Genomic DNA, 17,480 nt, shown 5'->3' on the forward strand with positions numbered 1-17,480 from the left:
TTTAATTGGGGTCAGATCCCAATTAATTTGGCTTTTGGTTTGGCCTTGATTTAATTGGGGACAGATTCAATCGAGGGTCTTTTTGGCAGGTCGACCCGCCTTGCCCGGCACCAAGCGACGCTGGGTGTTTTGCTGCAAACCACTCACAAAATGGGCCGATCCCAGCGCCCAGCCCGACAAGGCGCTTTGCGTGAGTTGGTCCTTTTCCCGCTGCGCCAGGCCCGTCTGCACCAACTCCGCATAAGCCGCCTCACGGGCAAAAGGGGTGTTGCCCAAGCCCCAAAACAGGGCGTGCGGCGTCACCAACTTGTCGCTCAACTGACCAATACAGTGCCTGTGGCTGGACCATTTGTAGTCGGCAGCTTGCCCCACCATGCCCGCCCGCACCGGGTTCAAGTCGATGTAGACCATGCAGGCCAAAAGATAGCGCTCGCTTTCAATCAGGTTGCTGCGGTATCGCCCTTCCCACAGCGTGCCGGTGCGCTGGTGTCGCAAATTGAAGTAGCGCACATAGGCCCGCCCCACCGCCTGCATCATCTGCGGCAGGCCCTCGTCGGTTTCTGGGGTGAGCAGCAAATGGAAGTGGTTGTCCATGATCACATAGGCATGAATGGCCACCTTGAAAGTTTGCGCATGCTCTTGCCACAGCGCCAGCAAACGCTCGCGGTCCGCATCGTCGCGCACGATGGCCTGACGGTCATTGCCGCGCTGAATAACGTGGTGGGGATAGCCTGCAACGGTCAGGCGGGGTTGGCGGGCCATGGGAACTCCCTGTTTGAGACCCGAAGTTTAATTGGGATCTGACCCCAATTAAAGTGAATATCAAATAACTCATTTTTAATGCAAAAATACTCGCCAGTTTGTCCACTGTTGTGCAAGGTCCTGATGAGCCGTGTTTTCAAAGCATTGACTGTGTGCCTGTCGCTTTGGCTGTCCGCCAACTCACAGGCCATGACACTGGAACGGGTGGGCCATGACCTTTTTGCCACGGGCCCCACCGTTGATCAGGACTTTTTACAGTTCAAGGAGGCCTTGGCCCAAGGCGGCATTGAGCGGCTGATTTTGGTCAACGGGCCTGGGGGTGACCTCTGGACGGGCATGCAAGTGGCGCGCATGGTCCGTGACGCCAAGATCATCACCGTGGCTTCGGGGGCCTGCATGTCGGCATGCTCGTTGATTTTCATGGCCGGGCAAGCACGCGTCTTTGGCACGGGAAGCTTGCCAAGGGGAACCGTGGTCGGCATTCACGGCGCGCACGACCGGGACTCCAAACGCGTCAATCCCAGTTTGATGCCCCAGATGTACGCCTGGTACAAACTGCAAATGGGTGACAAATTTGATGCCCAGGTCATCAACCAAGCCCTGTACGACATCCAGGAGGCCTCTGGATTTTTAAGGGTTCGCGAACTCCAACGCACGCAAGAAAAAGACAGAACGCCGTGGTTCTGCCCCACCGGTCAAACGCCTTTCGATCAATGCCAACAACATACTGGCAAAGACGCCTTGAGTCTGGGCGTGGTGACCCAAACCGAGACCGTGCCGCTGCAATTGCCCGCCAGCATGAAAGTACAGATGGGCTTTTTTGGTAAATCACTGGGCGAGCCCATGGTGGACATGCATGACCGCGCCGGAGCACTGATTGAGGGACTGTGCAAAGGCCAATTGCTGTGCAAGACCATTGGACAACGCACTTTCAACAACTACCTGAGCGCCAATCACAACAAAGCCATGGCGATTGGCTGGGGCAAAACGGGGTATGGCGTGCGCTGGGACGTGGATGACCCCGGGCAGGCCATGTTGCGAGCGCTTTACAACTGCAACCACGCCAAAAACAACCCCAAACTCTGCCGCCTGGTGTCCGTCAACGAGCACGAGGTGCTGCCGCTCTACGACGAGGCAAGCACCCAAGCCGCTGCCATGTTGGGCCAGTTGCCAACACCATCGCCCGAACACCTCCAGGCAGAGCGCGATGAACCGGGTGCACGCACCCCGTCCAAATTGCGTTGGGGACAGGCGCTCACGGGCATGACCCCCAAAGCACTGGATGGCATTCAACGCTGGGATACCGGCACATTGGCCCAAGCCCTTGGGCAAGCCGAACGCCCTGTGTTGATTGATGCAGCCAGCTTTGGCCAGGTGATTCCCGGAGCACTCAGCTTCATCAACAGCGGCCTGGCTTTCGAAGACGACAAGTTGGAGCAGCCCTATGCCGAGCGCTTTGCCCAAATGCTGCGGGCAGCAGCTCCCGACCTGAACAAACCGGTGGTTTTTTACTGCAGCCACTCGGAAAGCTGGTTGTCGGTGAATGCAGCCATGCGTGCGCGCCAACTGGGCTACACCCAGGTCATTTGGTACCGAGGGGGCTTCAAGGCATGGACCCAAGCGGGCTTGCCCACCGTCGGGCGGGTGCCTGTGGCGGTGTTGTATTGAGCACAAACGCTGATCATCAGCGGGATGGTGCCTGACCATTTCCAGGCTTTTTTGTCCCGTCAGAGCGTCTGCGGGCGGAGCGCTCAACCGTCCCGTTTGAGCTTCCTTGTTTTCAACCCATCACCCCAAACACAAACCAACCGACAGTGCAAATTTGTGATTCATTTGTAAAAATTTGATAAATTTAATAATTCGTTATAGAATATTTTTTGACAACGAATTAGTACAATTTTTCGAAAAAGCAACAAACCATTTCACAAGGGGTTTTCATGAAGAAACGAAGCCATCGCACTGCTTACACACTGTCTCAAGCCATCATCACGGCCGCCACGGTCATCCTCGCGGGCTGCGGAGGCGGCGGTGGAGGAGCCACACCAGAGCCCTCTTTGGAGACAACAAACTCAGCGCCGGCCACAACCCCAGCGCCGAACAACACCACAACACCTGACACGGCTGCAGTGACAACGCCGTCACCTGCCCCCGTTTCAACACCATTGACCACCCCATTCACAACGCCCGTCACACCTCCCGCATCCGGATCAACACCCGCCACCACACCCGGGACAACCCCCTCAACAACACCGGCAACGACTCCTGTCACGACACCCGTCACAACACCCGTCACAACACCCGTCACAACACCTGTCACGACACCCATCACAACACCTGTGACACCTCCCGTGACCACACCTGTGACACCACCCGTGACCACACCTGTGACACCCCCTGTGACCTTGCCTGTGACCACACCCGTGGCCAGCATTCTTCTTGGCGGCACTGTGGCCACGGGTGCGCCGTTGACCAACTCCACCGTGACGTTCCTCGATGCCAAACCCTCCAGCGTCACCACGGTCACGGACACCGCAGGCAAATTCAGCATTGACATGTCCAAAGTCAAGAGTCCCGCCATCATGTCGGTCACATTGAGCGATGGACGCAAGATGTACTCGATCTGGGATGGCAGCACGCAAGGGAGCTCGGCCACCACCAACATCACACCCTTGACCGATGCAGTGGTCAGCGAATACGCCAAATCCAAAAACATCAAACCGTCCGACATCAGCGCCACCAGTGTGGACACCACGGCGCTTAAAACTGCCAAAAATACGGTGAAAGAGTGGATTGTCTCGGCCTATCAAACCACAGGCGGCAATGCCACCAGTCTGGACATCTTGAACACCCCCTTTGACGCCTCCGGCAAAGGCCTGGATGCGGTATTGGACTCCCTGAACTTCACCCGAAACAGTGACGGTCTGACGGTGCTGTACCCCAAGCAAGTCATGCTTTCAGACTCGGAATCTCCCAGCCCTTTGCGTCCACTGAGCGCCAGCAACAAACTGACCAGCGTGTCCAGCGGCAATGACGTTTTCCCTTTGTCCCAATTGGGCAGCTGGCGCAATCGAATGAACGATTGCATGAAAGTCACGGTGAGCGCACGCGCGGCCAGCGCCGCCTGTGCCGGCCTCGCCCCCTTGGCCTACAAACATGACAGCGTGAACTTTCAGACCCACCTGTTTTCAGACATCGGTGAAAGCAATTCGGTGGGCGCTGTTTTTGAGTACCCCAAAATCATGTCCATCAGTTCAGGCACATCGGCCACTGTTGAATTGCGCTGGTATCAGCCCTTGACACAAACCACGCACAGCCGACTGGCCATCTTCCGTGACCTGGGTGAATCTGGGCGCTTGCAAGACAACAAAGTGGCTTCGGCCACAGGCAGCACTTGGTGGCTTTATGGCAATCAACGGGATTTGGAGATCCGCATCGAGCCTCGCTTGAGTCGCTACGAAAACATGAACGCGAGCAGCCAGGGCACATCTCCCAGCGCCCTCTTCTCGGGCATCCACATCCTGATCAACAATTACAAACAGGTCAATGGCAACTGGGTGTCGACCAATATTTTGGCAGCCAACGTCACAGGTCCAGGTTTGCCCGCAGCAGGCTTGGTTCTGGCACCCGTTGATCCAAGCTTGTACAGCTCACCCTACCTGGGCATTTTGAACCGCAGCGGCCAAATGCCTGCACAACTGACTTACGCACCCGACAGCGTGAACGAGTTCAGACTGGGCGGCATCCCTTTGAGCGCCAACATCAGCACATCCGCACTGGACACCTGGTGGAGCAGCCAAAGTGCCAGCAACCAGTTTTACAACAACACCCGTTTGTTGGACTTCTCTTCGATCCAAAGCCAATCTTTGTACACGGTGAAAGTGGTGTACGTCTCCGGTCAAGAAGAGATCCACAAACTTCGCCTGCCAGGGGCATTGCCCTCACCAACCGATGCCAAAGGCGTTGCATGGCCAGTGTTGACCAACTCCGCAGAGGTCAAGGACGCCATCTTGAAACCCTCCAGTGCCGTCACTGCCAAGTGGTCTTTTGACAGCGCGTCTTTGGTCCCTGAAGTTTCCTTCATTGCCGGTTATGCCCCCCCTTTGGATGCTTGCACCAACAAAAGAGCACGCATTTGGCAAGTTGAAAAATACATGGGCAAAAACGACAAAACGATTGCGTTCACCCCCTTGGACACCTCTGCTTGCTGGGGCCCCAACTTCCCAGGAAACTCAAGCACCACCACCACCGACATTGGTATCCGTTCTTTGCAAAACGGCACCCGGTACTATTCATTCATCACCTGGCGTCTTTGAACTGAGCGCTTGCTGTCCCAGCCTCTGACCGGGGGCTGTGGGACAAATCCCAATGGCGTTGGAATGCAAGGCTGTGATCAAATCACAGCCTTTCTCTTTGGAACAGCACCATGAACACCACCCGCATCGCAGGTCTGCTGAGTCTTTTGTTCGGGCTTAGCCTGAACGCCACACAGTCACTGGCTCAGTCCTACCCCAACAAACCCATCAAAGCCGTTGTGCCCTTTGCTGCGGGCAGCGCCACCGACCAAATTGGCCGCGCTTTTGCACAAAAAATGTCAGAAGTTCTGGGCCAACCCGTGGTGGTGGACAACAAAGCCGGCGTCAACGGCATGCTCGGTGCCGATGCGGTGGCCAAGTCGGCCCCCGACGGCTACACCATTCTGATCGGCACCAACAGCACCAATGCGGCGCTGAAAAGCCTGATGAAAAAGCTGCCCTATGACCAGGACACCGCCTTTGCGCCCGTGGCCTACATGGGCTCGGTGCCGCTGATCGTGGCCGTGAACAACGACGTGCCCGCCAAAACCCTCAAAGAGTTTGTGGACCTGGCCAAATCCAAGCCTACACAAATCACCTTTGCCAGCGCCAGCACCTCGCAATTGGTGTCCAGCGAGGTGCTCTCCAGCATGGCCGGCATCCAGATGACCAACGTGCCTTACAAAAGTGGCCCTGCGGCCATGACCGACCTGATTGGCGGCCAGGTGAACATGTTCACCGCCGACTTTGCGGTCATGCTGCCCCAAGTCAAGGCGGGCAAGATCCGCGGCTTGGCCGTCACTTCGACCCAGCGCTCCAAAGCCATCCCCGAGTTGCCCACCGTGAACGAAGCCCTGGGCCTGAAGGACTATGAACTGATCGCCTACTTTGCGGTCTTTGCCCCTGCAGGTACACCCGTCGACATCGTCAACAAACTCAACGCCGCTGTGAACGCTGCGGCCACCGACAAGACCATCCTGGAGCGCTTCTCCGCCTTGGGCTTCGAAACCGCCCCAGCCTCACCCGAGGCATTGGCACAACGCTCCAAAGCCGAAACCGCCAAATGGGCCAAGGCCATTCGCGACGCGAAGATTGAGCCGCAATAAGGCGATCACCTGAAACCCAACGGTCGCGCCAATGACCGTCTTTCATCCGAAACGGAGCAGCTCCGATTCGGATGAAAACCAGGCATCTGGGTGCCAGGTGTCGCCCATCAAGCGTCGGTCTTTTCGCCGAGACCTCTGAGCTTTTGCATCAATTCAACCGCGCCAACGGTGCAGTCATCACCACGCCACACCACATGCTGGTCGGTCCGGCAAATCAGCAATTTGTGTGTGTAGGCGGATGGAACCTCCGACTGCTCACTCAAAACCAGCACCTTCAAGGGCACTTGCGCTTGCTGCGCGGCCTCCAGCAAAGGCATCACCTGTGCACTGGCGTCCAGCACCATCAAGGTGTAAGCGGGTCCCAGTTCATCGTACAAAGAGCGTCCATCATTCAACCAGAAGTGGGGCGCACGGCACCCCGGCACCGTGGACGCGGTGAAGTCGCCCATGGTGTAGGCCGGAGCAGACTCTTCGTCAAAGGCAATGATGGGTGACTTTTCGTAAAAATAACCAAAATTCAAACCCGCACAACAAAACTGCTGCACATTGAGCGCGTAAGCCTCTTGACCCATGTGAAGCCGCGCGGCCTGTCCTGCTTCGTTGTCCGCTTCAATCTCTGCAGGCACGGCACTTCTCGCCTTGATCATTTTTTGAGCGTGGTTCATAACGAAGTGCGACACCTGCTCGGTGATCGGTTGACGCTCGGCTTCGTAGGCATCCAGAATCGATTCGTCTGCCCACCCTTTGACACGGGCCGACAGCAACCAAGCCAGGTTGGTGGCGTCCGCAATGCCAGCATTCATGCCGTAACCGGCATAAGGCACCCAAAGGTGCGCGGCGTCTCCGGCCAAAAACACCTTGCCGTTGCGAAAACGGTTGGCCACCAAACGGCGTCCGACCCAATCTTCCTTGGTGATGATCTGGTACTCAAAATCGGGCCCCACGCCCAGAATATGCCGAATCGACTTGTCACGATCGACCGAATCGAACTCCAGTTCTTGCGCATTCAGATGGTTGTGGACCAACCAGGTTTCTTGACCATCGATGGCAAAAACCGTTCCGCAACGATCCGGGTTGACCGAGTAATAACACCAAGCCAATTTGCCCGGCAGCAAGGCTGCCAATTGGGGGGCACGAATGTGCGTTGACTGCACACGCTGAATCACCTCGGTGCCTTGCAGTTGAGCCCCCATTTTTTTGCGCACGCCAGAGCTGCCGCCATCACAACCGACCAGGTAAAGAACGCGCAATTGCCGAACTTCTTGGGTGTCCAAATCTTCCAGACTCACCAAGACCCCGTGATCGTCCTGTTCAAAATCAACCATGCGGGTCCTGCTGAGCAAGCTCAAGCCTTCTTGCTTGACGGCATGCGCCAGCAGCAAAGGCTCCAGGTAAATCTGGTTGATGCGGTGGGGTGGCTCCGGCGTGGGCCATCCGGTGTCCGGGCCTTCAAGCTCGGTGTAGCGGTCACGCCGGCAGGGAATCGGGATGCGGGTCAACTCCTCACCGGTCATGCGCGTGCGAAACACCACATCGTTGGGAAAGTCTTCCGGCAATCCCGCTTGGCGCAAAACAGACGACACGCCCAAACGCCTGAATTGCTCCATGGACCGTGCCGACACATGGTTGCACTTCACATTGGGTGGTTCACCAAAGCGCCGCACCTCGACCACGGTCACCCGGACACCCGACCTGGCCAGATCCATCGCCAAAGTCAGGCCCACAGGCCCTGCGCCCACCACCAACACATCGCTTGCAAAATCCTTGTTCATGGCCACCGGTTCTCACTGAAGTTTGATGTTGGCCTTGCGAATGACTTCACCCCACTTGCGCGTTTCGCTTTTCATGTAGGTGTCGAACGCCTCGGTGGATGAAGGCACGGGCTCCATACCAATGTTGCGCATCTGAGTGCGAATGCCCTCGTCGTTCAATGCCGCTGTGAATTCCGCATGCAGTCGGCTCAGGATCGGCTCTGGCGTTCCCGCAGGAGCCACCAGGCCGAACCAGCCCGTGGAGTCATAGCCGGTCAGACCCGACTGGGCCAAGGTCGGCACATCCGGCAAAGATGCCAACCTGTTGGGGCTGGTGACAGCGAATGCCTTGAGCTTGCCTGCCTTGATGTGCTGCAACGCTGCGGGCAAATCGGTCAACGCCAGCGGGACCTGACCCGACAAGGCATCCATGGCAGCAGGGCCTGAACCACGGTAGGGCACCTCCGTCAATTTGATGTCCGCCATCTGAGAGAACAAAGCTGTCGACAGATGCATGGCCGTGCCATTGCCGCCATGCCCGATGGCATATTTGCCCGGTTGACTTTTGGCCGAGGCGATCAGTTGCGCCACCGTGTTGGCTTGCACGGAGGGGTGACCCACGATCACAAACGGAATGGCTGCCAACATGGTGATGGGTGCCAACTCCTTGGCGGGGTCAAATGGCATTTGCGGGTAAAGGCTGACGTTGGCCGTCAAGCCACCTGCCGCCCCCACACCCAACATGTAACCATCGGGCGCAGCCTTGGCCACGGCAGCCAATCCGATGTTGCCGCCTGCGCCAGGACGGTTTTCCACCACCAACTGCTGGCCCAGCTTCTCGTTCAGACGCGGCGACAGGATGCGGATCATGGCATCCGCGCTGCCCCCCGGCGGAAAGGTCACCACCACCCGGATCGGTTTTTGCGGATAGGCGTTTTGGGCCATGACCGCCAGAGGCAGGATGGCCCCCGACAGCGTCAAGGCCAACAAGCGGGTGATTGCTCGAAACTTTTGAAACATGTTGTCTCCTTTTGTAGGGATGTGAACGTCCACACAGGGCCAGTCCAAAAATGATTGGAATCAATGTTGTTTCATTTGTAAATTGAAATATTGCGAACCAGCTATGATTTTTACTTATGAATGGCAAAAATCGATTCCAACCCACCTTGGGGCAACTGAGGGCTTTTTCTGCCGCCTACCGCCTGCGCAAGCTCAGCGCTGCAGCGGACAGCCTGAACATCACGCAATCAGCGGTCAGCGTCTCGATCAAACAATTGGAAGAAGGCTTGGGCGTGCGCCTGTTTGACCGAACCACCCGGTCCCTGCACATCACTCCTGCGGCGCAAGACGCCATCGTGTTGGCCGATCGCATCCTCCGCGATGTGGACGCCCTGCGCAACAACCAGCTGGAATTGGTGGACCTGCACAGAGGACGGATCAGCATGGCCGTCACGCCCACCCTGGCAGAAATTCTTCTGCCCCAAGTCATTCAGACCTTTCGCCTGCAACACCCCGGGGTGAAAGTGGTGATCGAGGACTGCGCACCCGACCAGTTTTTGCCGCGCATCCTGTCCCAGCAAGTGGATTTCGGTATCGGCACACCAGAGAACCACGCAGGCACCGAGATTGAAAAAGAAACCTTGATGCGCGACCAACTCAGCGCCATCGTGCCCAAGACCCACCCGCTGGCACAGCGCAAGGCCATCCATTGGCGCGACCTGGAGGGCCACCCCATCAGCACCATGCGCCACGGCTATGGCGTGCGGCACATGATCGAGATGACGGCCGCCAAAGAAGGGGTGAAGCTGCAAGTGGCCAATGAGGTGGCTTTTTTGTCCACCGCCTTGTGGATGGCCAGCTGCAACATGGGCGTTGCCGTCATGCCCGCAGCCTATGTCAAATTTGCCCGCGATCCCGAGCTGGTCGCCCTGCCCTTGAACTCCCCCAAAGTCACACGCGACATCTCGATCGTGACGCCCGCAGGACGCTCGCTGTCACATGCCGCACGCGTTTTCATCGATGTGCTCAAGGCGGGGACAGCTTGAGCCCGGCAACCAGCGGATACCGCCCACCCATCAGCGCCTCCACCCCAAACTCCTGGAGCAGCGCCAGCAGGCGCTCGCCCGACGTGCGCTTTTTCTGGCCGGTGTACTTGGCCAGAATCAGCTCGTTTTTCATGCTGTGTTCCCAGCCCACCAGTTCGGTCACCGTGACCTGGTAGCCCTGTGACTCCAGATACAGACAGCGCAAAACGTTGGTCAGCTGGCTGCCCACTTCGCGGGTGTGCAAGGGGTGACGCCACAGCTCGGCCAAAGGCGTGCGCTGCAGGTTGAGTGCCTTGTTCTGGTTGAGGGCTCGGGCCAGCTCGGCCTGGCAGCAAGGCACCAGCACCATGTACTTGGCTTTCTTTTGCAGGCCGAAGGCAATGGCGTCGTCGGTGGCGGTGTCGCAGGCGTGAAGTGCGGTGACCACGTCGATCTGCGCGGGCAATTCATCGCTTTGCGTGGATTCGGCCACACTCACGTTCAAAAAGCGCATGCGATCAAAGCCCAGCTTTTGGGCCAACGCTTTGGACGACTCCACCAGTTCGCTACGCGTCTCAATGCCGTAGATCGTGCCTTGACCCAGCGCCTTGAAAAACAGGTCGTAGATGATGAAACCCAGATAGGACTTGCCCGCACCGTGGTCGGCCAGCGTGGGGCCGCTGTCGCTGGCGGGCAACTCTTTGAGCAGTTTTTCGATGAACTGGAACAGGTGGTAAACCTGCTTGAGCTTGCGGCGCGAATCCTGGTTGAGCTTGCCCTCGCGGGTCAGGATGTGCAACTGCTTGAGCAACTCGACCGATTGGCCGGGGCGCACTTCGGGCGGCAAGGCTTGGATGTCGACGGTAGGTGTTTTTTTCTTCATGGTTTTTGTGTGGGAGCCGCGCCCTCGCGGCGATCAGGCTGGGTCAATCGCGACGAGGGCGTCACTCCTGCAAGTTCAGGGGGTTGGACCTACATCCAGCTTTTTCCAGCCCTCAGCCCCCAGCTTGTCCATGGTCTCGATGTTGGTCTCGTAAATCATTTCGGCCTCGGGAAAAGCCTCCACCGCCCGGTCGATGCTCTCCTCGCGCAGCAGGTGCAGCGTGGGGTAAGGCGAGCGGTTGGTGAAGTTGCCGATGTCGTCGGGCTCGGTGTCGGCAAACTGGAACTGCGGATGGAAACTCGCGACCTGGAACAGGCCTTCCATGTCGAGCTCTTGCAGCACGGCATCGGCCTCGTCCAGAAAGTCGTTGAACTCCAAAAAGTCTTGCAGCATCTGCGGCACGATCAAAAGCACGGTCTCGCGCTCTTCGGCCGGCATGGCAGCCAGCGCCTGCAGCTGCTCAATCAGCTCATCGCGCAAGCCTTCGAGGCCTTTGGCCTCGCTCAGCACGTAATGGATCTGGCCTTTAACGTGCGGGGCTTTGGCAAAGGGGCACAGGTTCAGGCCAATAACGGCGCGTTCGAGCCAGCGCACGGTGTCGGTGATTTCGGGGGTGTTGATGTCGGTCATGGGCGAGATTGTGCCTGCTGGCACAGGGTCTTATCAGGAAGACTCATCCTCGGGCAGGCCGCCCCGTTCGATACGTTTGAACAAGCGGTCAAAGTCACTTTCAAACAAACGGTCCTGCACGATGCGGTATTTCTCAAACTCACTTTCGGCATGCGCCTTGGCAATTTCGGCCGACACCTTGCCTGCGTCTTGCAGAACACTGCGGTCCGTGGCATCGATGAAACGGTTCAGACGCGTTTCCCAATCTTGCATGGTCATGGGCATCTTGCGCTGCGCCATGTCTTCGGCCACATCCAGATAGGCGTTGACCAAACGCAACAGCTGCGCCATTTCCGTCTCTGTCAGGTAATTTTTGGCGACCGACACGTCGAATTTCTGGATCTTGCCTGTCGGCCCATCCTTCCAGGTGCTCAGCCCCATATGGGGTTGGTCGGCATCAGCACGGTGAAAAACAACCTCGGCCGCAGTCTGCCCGTGGATGGCCCAATGCAGCTTGTTTTGCACGGTGGCAAAAAACCGCTGGGTGGCCTGCGCCGTCACATCGTAGTCAATGGCCGTGGCATAGATGTCGGTGATCTTTTGGTAGAACTTGCGCTCGGAGAGCCGAATCTCACGCACGCGCTGAAGCTGCTCTTCAAAATACTGCGCCGTCAGGATGGATCCGCCTGCCTTGATGCGCTCGTCATCCATCACATAGGCTTTGATGGTGAACTGCTCAATGATGCCTGTGGCCCACTTGCGAAACTGCACGGCCCGTTCGGAATTGACCTTGTAGCCCACCGCGATGATGGCGCTCAGATGGTAGTGCTGGGTGTTGTAGTTTTTGCCGTCCGCAGCAGTTATTCGAAAATTTCGAATAACTGAGGACTCTTGCAACTCATTGTCTGAAAACACCCTTTTGAGGTGATAGTTGATTGTTTGAGTTTCTACGTCGTACAGCTGCCCCATCATCTTCTGGGTCAGCCAGATGCTCTCATCGGCGTAAATGGCCTCCACACCGCCTTGCCCACTGGCGGCGATGAAGGTCAGGTACTCCGCTGCAGAGGAACGGACGAGAGAGACTTCGGTCTTTTTGCGCCCGGGTTTGCCGCGGCTGGAAAATTGCCCGCTCATGCTTTCCCCTCCAATTCGCGTTCGATTTCTTCGATGGTCGGCAGGCTGGATTCCAGACTCTCGGGCAGCGCTCGGGTGAGCTCGAAACTGGAAACACCTATGGGCTTGTCCATGCCGCGCAGCGCATATTCCGCCAGCACTCGGTTGGGTTGCTGGCAAAGAATCAGCCCGATGGTGGGTCTGTCGCTTTCATGGCGCAGCCGATCATCCACCACGCTGCAATAGAAATTCATCTTTCCCGCATATTCAGGCTTGAAATCACCGCGCTTGAGGTCAATCACCACGTAGCAACGCAGCTTCAAGTGATAAAAAAGCAAGTCGACATAAAAGTCCTGATCGCCAACATCGAGGTGGTATTGCCTCCCAACGAAGGCAAAGCCCTGCCCCAGCTCCAACAGAAACTTTTCCAGATGCGCGATGAGGCCGGTTTCGAGTTCGCGCTCATGGAAGCCCGATGCCAGCGTCAGAAAGTCAAACAGATAGGGGTCTTTCAGGGTTTGCTGCACCAGATCTGAATCGGGCAAGGGAAGGCGCTTGGCAAAGTTGGTGGTAGCTCGTCCTTGGCGCTGATGCGCGGCCACTTCGATTTGCATGACCAGAATGTTGCGGCTCCAGCCATTGGCCAGGCAGGCCTGCATATACCAATGGCGGGCAGCCAGGTCCTTGACCTTGGCCATCAACTCGGTGTGGTGCCCCCAAGGGATGGACTGAACCAAGTCCACCGGGAAAAGTGCCACAGCCTGTGGCACTTTGGGTTCTGGCTCCATTTGTGCCACAACTTGTGGCACAAATTCCAAGTACGGATATTCGCGGTAAAACGCCAACATCCGCTTGATGTTGCGCTCGGAAAAGCCCTTTTCCTCCGGCAATTCGTTGTGCAAATCACGCGCCAAACGCGGAATCACCCCGGCTCCCCAGCCTTCTTGCTGCTGGCGAGCGTGGATCAGCGCGCCAATGTCCCAATACAGGCGAATGAGCTCGGCATTGACAGCCAGCACCGCCCGCGTTTGCCCATGGCGCACGCGTTGCTTGATGTCACCGAGCAGAGCAGCGTAATTGGCAGAGACAAGAGAGGCGGGTTGGTCGGTCATGGTTTCTCCCTTATTGCACCGTCACCTGGCCGTTCATCAGCAGAGGCAGCAGCCAGTCTGATAGTGGACCAACAGCCCACCCCTGCGGAATTTCACGACCCAGCGTGGCGTTGTAGACCATCTTGCCGCCGGACGATTTATGGGGTTTGCCATCGGCGTCGGGAAAGTCGAACTGCACAAACCAGTAGTCATACAGCGCCTTGGCCATCGACTCCAGCTCGGCGTTGATACGGTTGTTGCAGTCAATTTTTGAATCTATGTGACCCAGTAAGTCCGCGACTTTTTTTTGCTCGCCCAAGCCAGGTATACGCACTGGAAAGCTCGGAATTTCACTCACTGAAATTCGATTAACGGTGGCTCCAGTGATCGTATTGGCAATAATGGTCTGCTGAAATGCTGGCGACAAGTAGGCGTAAAGAAGGTACTTCGGAATTACTTTATCTAAACGTGGACGCAACAAACCCATGCGACGGCCCAAAGATGCCTTTATTTCATCAGGCATCAAAGCTGCTTCACCCAATCGTGTTTCGTAAGAGAACAAAACATCACCCTTTCTTGGCGTGATCCGTTTTGTCCATTTTTTGAAATCGTCTTCGCTCAGATGGGAAGATTTCGATAAGTCAAGCCGTCCGTTTTCAAGACTCGAAATGCTCAAGAAAAATGGTCCGTGGCTTGTTTTAAATGGTGTTGCGTGTGGACCGTCAAAAATCTCAGCGACGCGTCCAATGGTAGTCATGTAGTCAGCCATTAAAAATCTCCCCCATCAACCACATCTTGTTTCCCAGATGCATCCGTCCCTAGCCTCCCCGCATGCGTCAACCGGTATTTTTGCAGGCGGCTTTGGGGTTTATCGGGCAGGGTTCTTTCAATCCAATGGGCCTCCAGCAGCGCGTTGACTGCGCGGTTCAGTGCGCCAGTGACGGACTTGAGGCCCAATTGGCTTGAGAGTTCGGACTTGGATAAAGCGGCGTCGCGAAGAAGATGCAGGATTTTTTTCGATAACGACTCTGCCCCTGACTCTGCCCCTGACTCTGCCCCCGACTCTGCCACTTCGGGGATAAGCGCCAAGGCTTCAGACGACATCGGAAAACGCAGTTCAAAAAAGTGCTCGCTGATGTGAACAATGCTGCTGTCGTAGGCGTTCAGAATGCGCCGCATGCCCGAGCCCAGGTGCTCGACCAGTTCCATGTCCCGAAAAATCCGCATCAGTTCGCGGTTGCGCGGCATGGATCGGCCGCTCAGGCATTCCTCCAGACTCAAACCGCTGAGCAGCCCGCCATAAGAGGTGATGCTGATGCGGTCAGCATAAATCTCCACCAGCGGCGGCACCTCAGCGGTGTAGTCGTTGTGGATGATGGCGTTGATCAACGCTTCGCGCAGGGCTCGGGCGTTGAACAAGCGGCGCTGCTCGCGCTCTGCCGCGCCGGTGATGCGCGTCAGGGTGCGGTTTTCGATTTCGAGCTTGTCGAGCACACGGTGCGTCGCCTTGAGCAGTGAGCAGTAGCCGTATTCCTGGTTTTCAATCAGGTCGCATTTGTCAGTGCCTGCATATTTGGCGACCTTGATGGAAATGCTGTTGGTGTCGGCCAACAAATAGGAGGCGTAGTTCAGGCGTTCGCTGTCGGGTACGTAAAGATCGAGGTTGTGCAAAAAGGTGTCGTTGATCTCGAAGCCTTTTTCCTGGTAGTAAATCTTCAACTGTTGGAACGTGAGTTTAAGCGTGGTCGGCGCAGGGATGTTGCGCAGAGAGTGGCGAACCCGACCGGCATAGAGCTGATCAATCATGCCCGTGGTCATAGGCTGCACGCCGCTGCCAACCCGAGTGAAACAACCTGCAGGTGATTGACCGTAGCGTTTGAGGTAGTACGGTTTTTCGGTGCCGCGCGTCACCACCACATGAATCACGGTTTTGCCCTCGTGTTCCTGCGCATACACGTCGTACAGCCCGAGGCAAGAGGGCAAGATGTTGTTGCGGATGCGGTCAGAAATCGCCAGCATCTGGGCGTCCACATCGCTGACGCCCAGCACTTCACCGTCGTCATCCACACCGATGTACAGATCGCCGCCCTTGGCTGAATTGAGAAAAGCCACCACTTCTTTTTCCAGCGCATCGCTGAGCTGGCGTTTGAATTCGGTGGTGCTGTTCTCTTGGCCAAATTTGGTCATGATGTCAACCCGCTCACTGCTTCTTGATTTCTTATTTCCGCCCAGTCAATGACTGGAGCAACGCCTACAGATGGCACAAAAAGACAGCCGCAACTCAGCCCAAGCACTGAAGATGCGCACGACAATGTGCCCCTTGAAATGTCGCTCCAAACCATTGAACCTGCTCCTTATTTCAACATCTCGTGCTTCGCACAAAAGTCTGGCTCACATTGTCAACGCATCACGTTGGCTGGCCTGCGGCGTTACTCGATCAAGCCAGTCGGCTTCAAAATATCAGAGCCATGCATTTTTTGAAGAATGAATTGATCAGCTTAACAAACGCAGCCGCTCTTAACTTGCAGGTTTGTTTTGCAGTTCGACACGCCGCGCCAACTCCTGCCCGGCAGCCCAAGCCAGCACCGCACCCACCCCACAACACCCCACCGTGACCAGCGGCGTGAGCTGCCAGCCGCCTGCCCGCGCGGCCACGGCCGCCACCACGGGCGGCCCGACAAACTGGCCCAGGGCCGAGAGTTGCTGCACCCAGCCCACAGTGGTGGCCACTTGCTGTTCGCCCGGGGCCAGACGCACCGCAAGGCTGAACAGCGTGCCTGGCACCAAACCGCCCATGCCCGAGAACAGCAACACCCCGGCAAAACGCAACCAAGGCAGACTCTCGGTGAAGGGTGCAAAAGCCACCGCGCTGCCCAAAGCCATGGCGCCAAAGCCCAGCCACAGCGTGCTGCGGGGTGCCCAACCGCGCTGCAGCAAACGGCCCGAAGCCATGTTGCCCACGATGTTGACGGCCGCTGCCAAGGCCGTGAGCACGCCCAGCAGCGCACCACCCACACCCGCTGCGGCGTAAATGGACGGCAAGAACCCCACCACCGCCAACCACTGACCCGAATACATGCCAAAGGTGAGTGCCACAAGCCAGGGGCCACGGGCGCTCAAGGTGCGGCGCAAGCGTTGCCATGCACCGGGTCCAGCGGCAACGTGGGCCACCGGGTCGGCGGGCACGCTGCGCCACAGCCACGCGGCCATCAGCAGTGACACGCCAGCAAACAACCACCACCACGCCCCCCAGCCCCAAGCCGGAATGAACAGCGGCCCCAGCAACAAAGCCACTGCCGTGCCCGTGGGCATGTAAGCACCCCACACGCCCAGCATGCCAGGCAGCTGCGCGGGCGGCACCAGTCGGCGGATCAAGGCGGGGGCGGGCAAGGCCACCAGCAAAAAACCCAGGCCTTCGATGGCCCGCAGCACCAGCAAAGCGGTCACCGACGTGGCGAAACCACCCAAGCCACTGGCCAGCGCCAGCAGGCACAGGCCCCTCACCATGCTGCGCTTGAGCCCCATGCCATCGGCCAGCAAGCCCATGAACACCGCCAGACTCAGGCCCGCCAACTGCACGATGGACAAAAGAAAGCCCGACTGAACCAGCGTCAGGCCCAACTCAGCCTGCAGCGCTGGCAAGGCCGGCGGCAGCTTGCCCACCTGCAAGGCCGCCACGCCGCCAGCGAGGACGACGAGCCAGGCGGCGCGGTGTTCAAGCGTTGCGGTCATGGCATCGAATGGGTGATGCGGTGAGGGCGTGGCCGACGTCGGCCGTTTTGACAGACGCTTGTCGGACCTGAAGGTGCCGACCTACAAGATACCCAACACGCGCCCTGTAGGTCGGCG

The 17,480-nt window shown here is 57.6% G+C and carries 15 protein-coding genes; 4 read left to right on the plus strand and 11 right to left on the minus strand.

Features of this window, described 5'->3' with window-relative positions; genetic code table 11:
* Positions 1-66 precede the first annotated feature (66 nt).
* A complete protein-coding gene (locus B9Z48_RS20195) occupies positions 67-762 on the minus strand; it encodes a transposase (protein WP_108380422.1) in 696 nt (231 codons plus the stop codon).
* 123 nt (positions 763-885) lie between these two features.
* Here B9Z48_RS20195 and B9Z48_RS21690 point away from each other — a divergent pair, with 123 nt between their 5' ends.
* Positions 886-2,430 carry a rhodanese-like domain-containing protein gene (locus B9Z48_RS21690; protein ID WP_199233557.1) on the plus strand — a complete coding sequence of 515 codons (1,545 nt, stop codon included), beginning with the start codon at positions 886-888 and terminating at the stop codon, positions 2,428-2,430.
* Positions 2,431-2,737: 307 nt separating this feature from the next.
* Here the strand turns inward: B9Z48_RS21690 and B9Z48_RS21695 are convergent, their stop codons facing one another.
* Complete coding sequence (locus B9Z48_RS21695) at positions 2,738-3,088, minus strand: hypothetical protein (protein WP_233261205.1); 351 nt, start codon at positions 3,086-3,088, stop codon at positions 2,738-2,740.
* A 22-nt stretch (positions 3,089-3,110) separates the two neighbouring features.
* On the opposite strand from B9Z48_RS21695, the gene B9Z48_RS21700 reads away from it, so the two are divergent.
* A complete protein-coding gene (locus tag B9Z48_RS21700; RefSeq protein WP_233261206.1) occupies positions 3,111-5,075 on the plus strand; it encodes a hypothetical protein in 1,965 nt (654 codons plus the stop codon).
* A 110-nt stretch (positions 5,076-5,185) separates the two neighbouring features.
* Positions 5,186-6,160, plus strand: a complete 975-nt coding sequence (locus B9Z48_RS20210) for a tripartite tricarboxylate transporter substrate binding protein (RefSeq protein WP_108380423.1) — start codon at positions 5,186-5,188, stop codon at positions 6,158-6,160.
* A 107-nt stretch (positions 6,161-6,267) separates the two neighbouring features.
* Here the strand turns inward: B9Z48_RS20210 and B9Z48_RS20215 are convergent, their stop codons facing one another.
* Positions 6,268-7,932: an FAD-dependent oxidoreductase gene (locus tag B9Z48_RS20215; protein WP_108380424.1), complete on the minus strand. Its 1,665-nt coding sequence runs from the start codon at positions 7,930-7,932 to the stop codon at positions 6,268-6,270.
* A 12-nt stretch (positions 7,933-7,944) separates the two neighbouring features.
* On the minus strand, positions 7,945-8,931 hold the full coding sequence (locus B9Z48_RS20220) for a tripartite tricarboxylate transporter substrate binding protein (protein ID WP_108380425.1): 987 nt from the start codon (positions 8,929-8,931) through the stop codon (positions 7,945-7,947).
* Positions 8,932-9,047: 116 nt separating this feature from the next.
* Between B9Z48_RS20220 and B9Z48_RS20225 the strand changes: the two genes are divergently transcribed.
* Positions 9,048-9,956 (plus strand): LysR family transcriptional regulator, encoded by a 909-nt coding sequence (locus B9Z48_RS20225; RefSeq protein ID WP_108380426.1) that lies wholly within the window; start codon positions 9,048-9,050, stop codon positions 9,954-9,956.
* Here the strand turns inward: B9Z48_RS20225 and B9Z48_RS20230 are convergent.
* The 7 genes from B9Z48_RS20230 to B9Z48_RS20260 form a co-directional block, all read right to left on the minus strand.
* A complete protein-coding gene (locus B9Z48_RS20230) occupies positions 9,937-10,818 on the minus strand; it encodes an SAM-dependent methyltransferase (protein WP_108380427.1) in 882 nt (293 codons plus the stop codon). The two genes, B9Z48_RS20225 and B9Z48_RS20230, sit on opposite strands and share 20 nt — an antisense overlap.
* A gap of 75 nt (positions 10,819-10,893) precedes the next feature.
* Complete coding sequence (locus tag B9Z48_RS20235; protein ID WP_108380428.1) at positions 10,894-11,448, minus strand: DUF1415 domain-containing protein; 555 nt, start codon at positions 11,446-11,448, stop codon at positions 10,894-10,896.
* Positions 11,449-11,481: 33 nt separating this feature from the next.
* Complete coding sequence (locus B9Z48_RS20240) at positions 11,482-12,561, minus strand: virulence RhuM family protein (protein WP_108380429.1); 1,080 nt, start codon at positions 12,559-12,561, stop codon at positions 11,482-11,484.
* Positions 12,558-13,652 (minus strand): YhcG family protein, encoded by a 1,095-nt coding sequence (locus tag B9Z48_RS20245; RefSeq protein WP_089955940.1) that lies wholly within the window; start codon positions 13,650-13,652, stop codon positions 12,558-12,560. Before B9Z48_RS20245 ends, B9Z48_RS20240 begins: the two co-directional genes overlap by 4 nt.
* Before the next feature lie 10 nt (positions 13,653-13,662).
* Positions 13,663-14,400 (minus strand): restriction endonuclease subunit S, encoded by a 738-nt coding sequence (locus tag B9Z48_RS20250; protein WP_108380430.1) that lies wholly within the window; start codon positions 14,398-14,400, stop codon positions 13,663-13,665.
* The gene (locus B9Z48_RS20255; protein ID WP_089955948.1) at positions 14,400-15,818 is read right to left on the minus strand and encodes an RNA-binding domain-containing protein; all 1,419 of its coding nucleotides are present in this window, start codon (positions 15,816-15,818) and stop codon (positions 14,400-14,402) included. The genes B9Z48_RS20250 and B9Z48_RS20255 overlap by 1 nt, the downstream gene beginning before the upstream one ends.
* Before the next feature lie 330 nt (positions 15,819-16,148).
* Positions 16,149-17,363 carry a CynX/NimT family MFS transporter gene (locus B9Z48_RS20260; RefSeq protein ID WP_108380431.1) on the minus strand — a complete coding sequence of 405 codons (1,215 nt, stop codon included), beginning with the start codon at positions 17,361-17,363 and terminating at the stop codon, positions 16,149-16,151.
* Positions 17,364-17,480 lie beyond the last annotated feature (117 nt).

This window comes from Limnohabitans sp. WS1 (genome assembly GCF_003063265.1).
In the GTDB taxonomy this organism is placed as follows: Bacteria; Pseudomonadota; Gammaproteobacteria; order Burkholderiales; family Burkholderiaceae_C; genus Limnohabitans_A.

What these genes read in the sequence shown, in the direction of transcription:
- B9Z48_RS20235 (WP_108380428.1), bottom strand. Translation starts at nt 11,448, where the DNA reads ATGACCGACATCAACACCCCCGAAATCACCGACACCGTGCGCTGGCTC.
- B9Z48_RS20220 (WP_108380425.1), bottom strand. Translation starts at nt 8,931, where the DNA reads ATGTTTCAAAAGTTTCGAGCAATCACCCGCTTGTTGGCCTTGACGCTG.
- B9Z48_RS20255 (WP_089955948.1), bottom strand. Translation starts at nt 15,818, where the DNA reads ATGACCAAATTTGGCCAAGAGAACAGCACCACCGAATTCAAACGCCAG.
- B9Z48_RS21690 (WP_199233557.1), top strand. Translation starts at nt 886, where the DNA reads ATGAGCCGTGTTTTCAAAGCATTGACTGTGTGCCTGTCGCTTTGGCTG.
- B9Z48_RS20240 (WP_108380429.1), bottom strand. Translation starts at nt 12,561, where the DNA reads ATGAGCGGGCAATTTTCCAGCCGCGGCAAACCCGGGCGCAAAAAGACC.
- B9Z48_RS21695 (WP_233261205.1), bottom strand. Translation starts at nt 3,088, where the DNA reads ATGGGTGTCGTGACAGGTGTTGTGACGGGTGTTGTGACGGGTGTTGTG.
- B9Z48_RS20195 (WP_108380422.1), bottom strand. Translation starts at nt 762, where the DNA reads ATGGCCCGCCAACCCCGCCTGACCGTTGCAGGCTATCCCCACCACGTT.
- B9Z48_RS20260 (WP_108380431.1), bottom strand. Translation starts at nt 17,363, where the DNA reads ATGACCGCAACGCTTGAACACCGCGCCGCCTGGCTCGTCGTCCTCGCT.
- B9Z48_RS20250 (WP_108380430.1), bottom strand. Translation starts at nt 14,400, where the DNA reads ATGGCTGACTACATGACTACCATTGGACGCGTCGCTGAGATTTTTGAC.
- B9Z48_RS20225 (WP_108380426.1), top strand. Translation starts at nt 9,048, where the DNA reads ATGAATGGCAAAAATCGATTCCAACCCACCTTGGGGCAACTGAGGGCT.
- B9Z48_RS20230 (WP_108380427.1), bottom strand. Translation starts at nt 10,818, where the DNA reads ATGAAGAAAAAAACACCTACCGTCGACATCCAAGCCTTGCCGCCCGAA.
- B9Z48_RS20215 (WP_108380424.1), bottom strand. Translation starts at nt 7,932, where the DNA reads ATGAACAAGGATTTTGCAAGCGATGTGTTGGTGGTGGGCGCAGGGCCT.
- B9Z48_RS20245 (WP_089955940.1), bottom strand. Translation starts at nt 13,652, where the DNA reads ATGACCGACCAACCCGCCTCTCTTGTCTCTGCCAATTACGCTGCTCTG.
- B9Z48_RS20210 (WP_108380423.1), top strand. Translation starts at nt 5,186, where the DNA reads ATGAACACCACCCGCATCGCAGGTCTGCTGAGTCTTTTGTTCGGGCTT.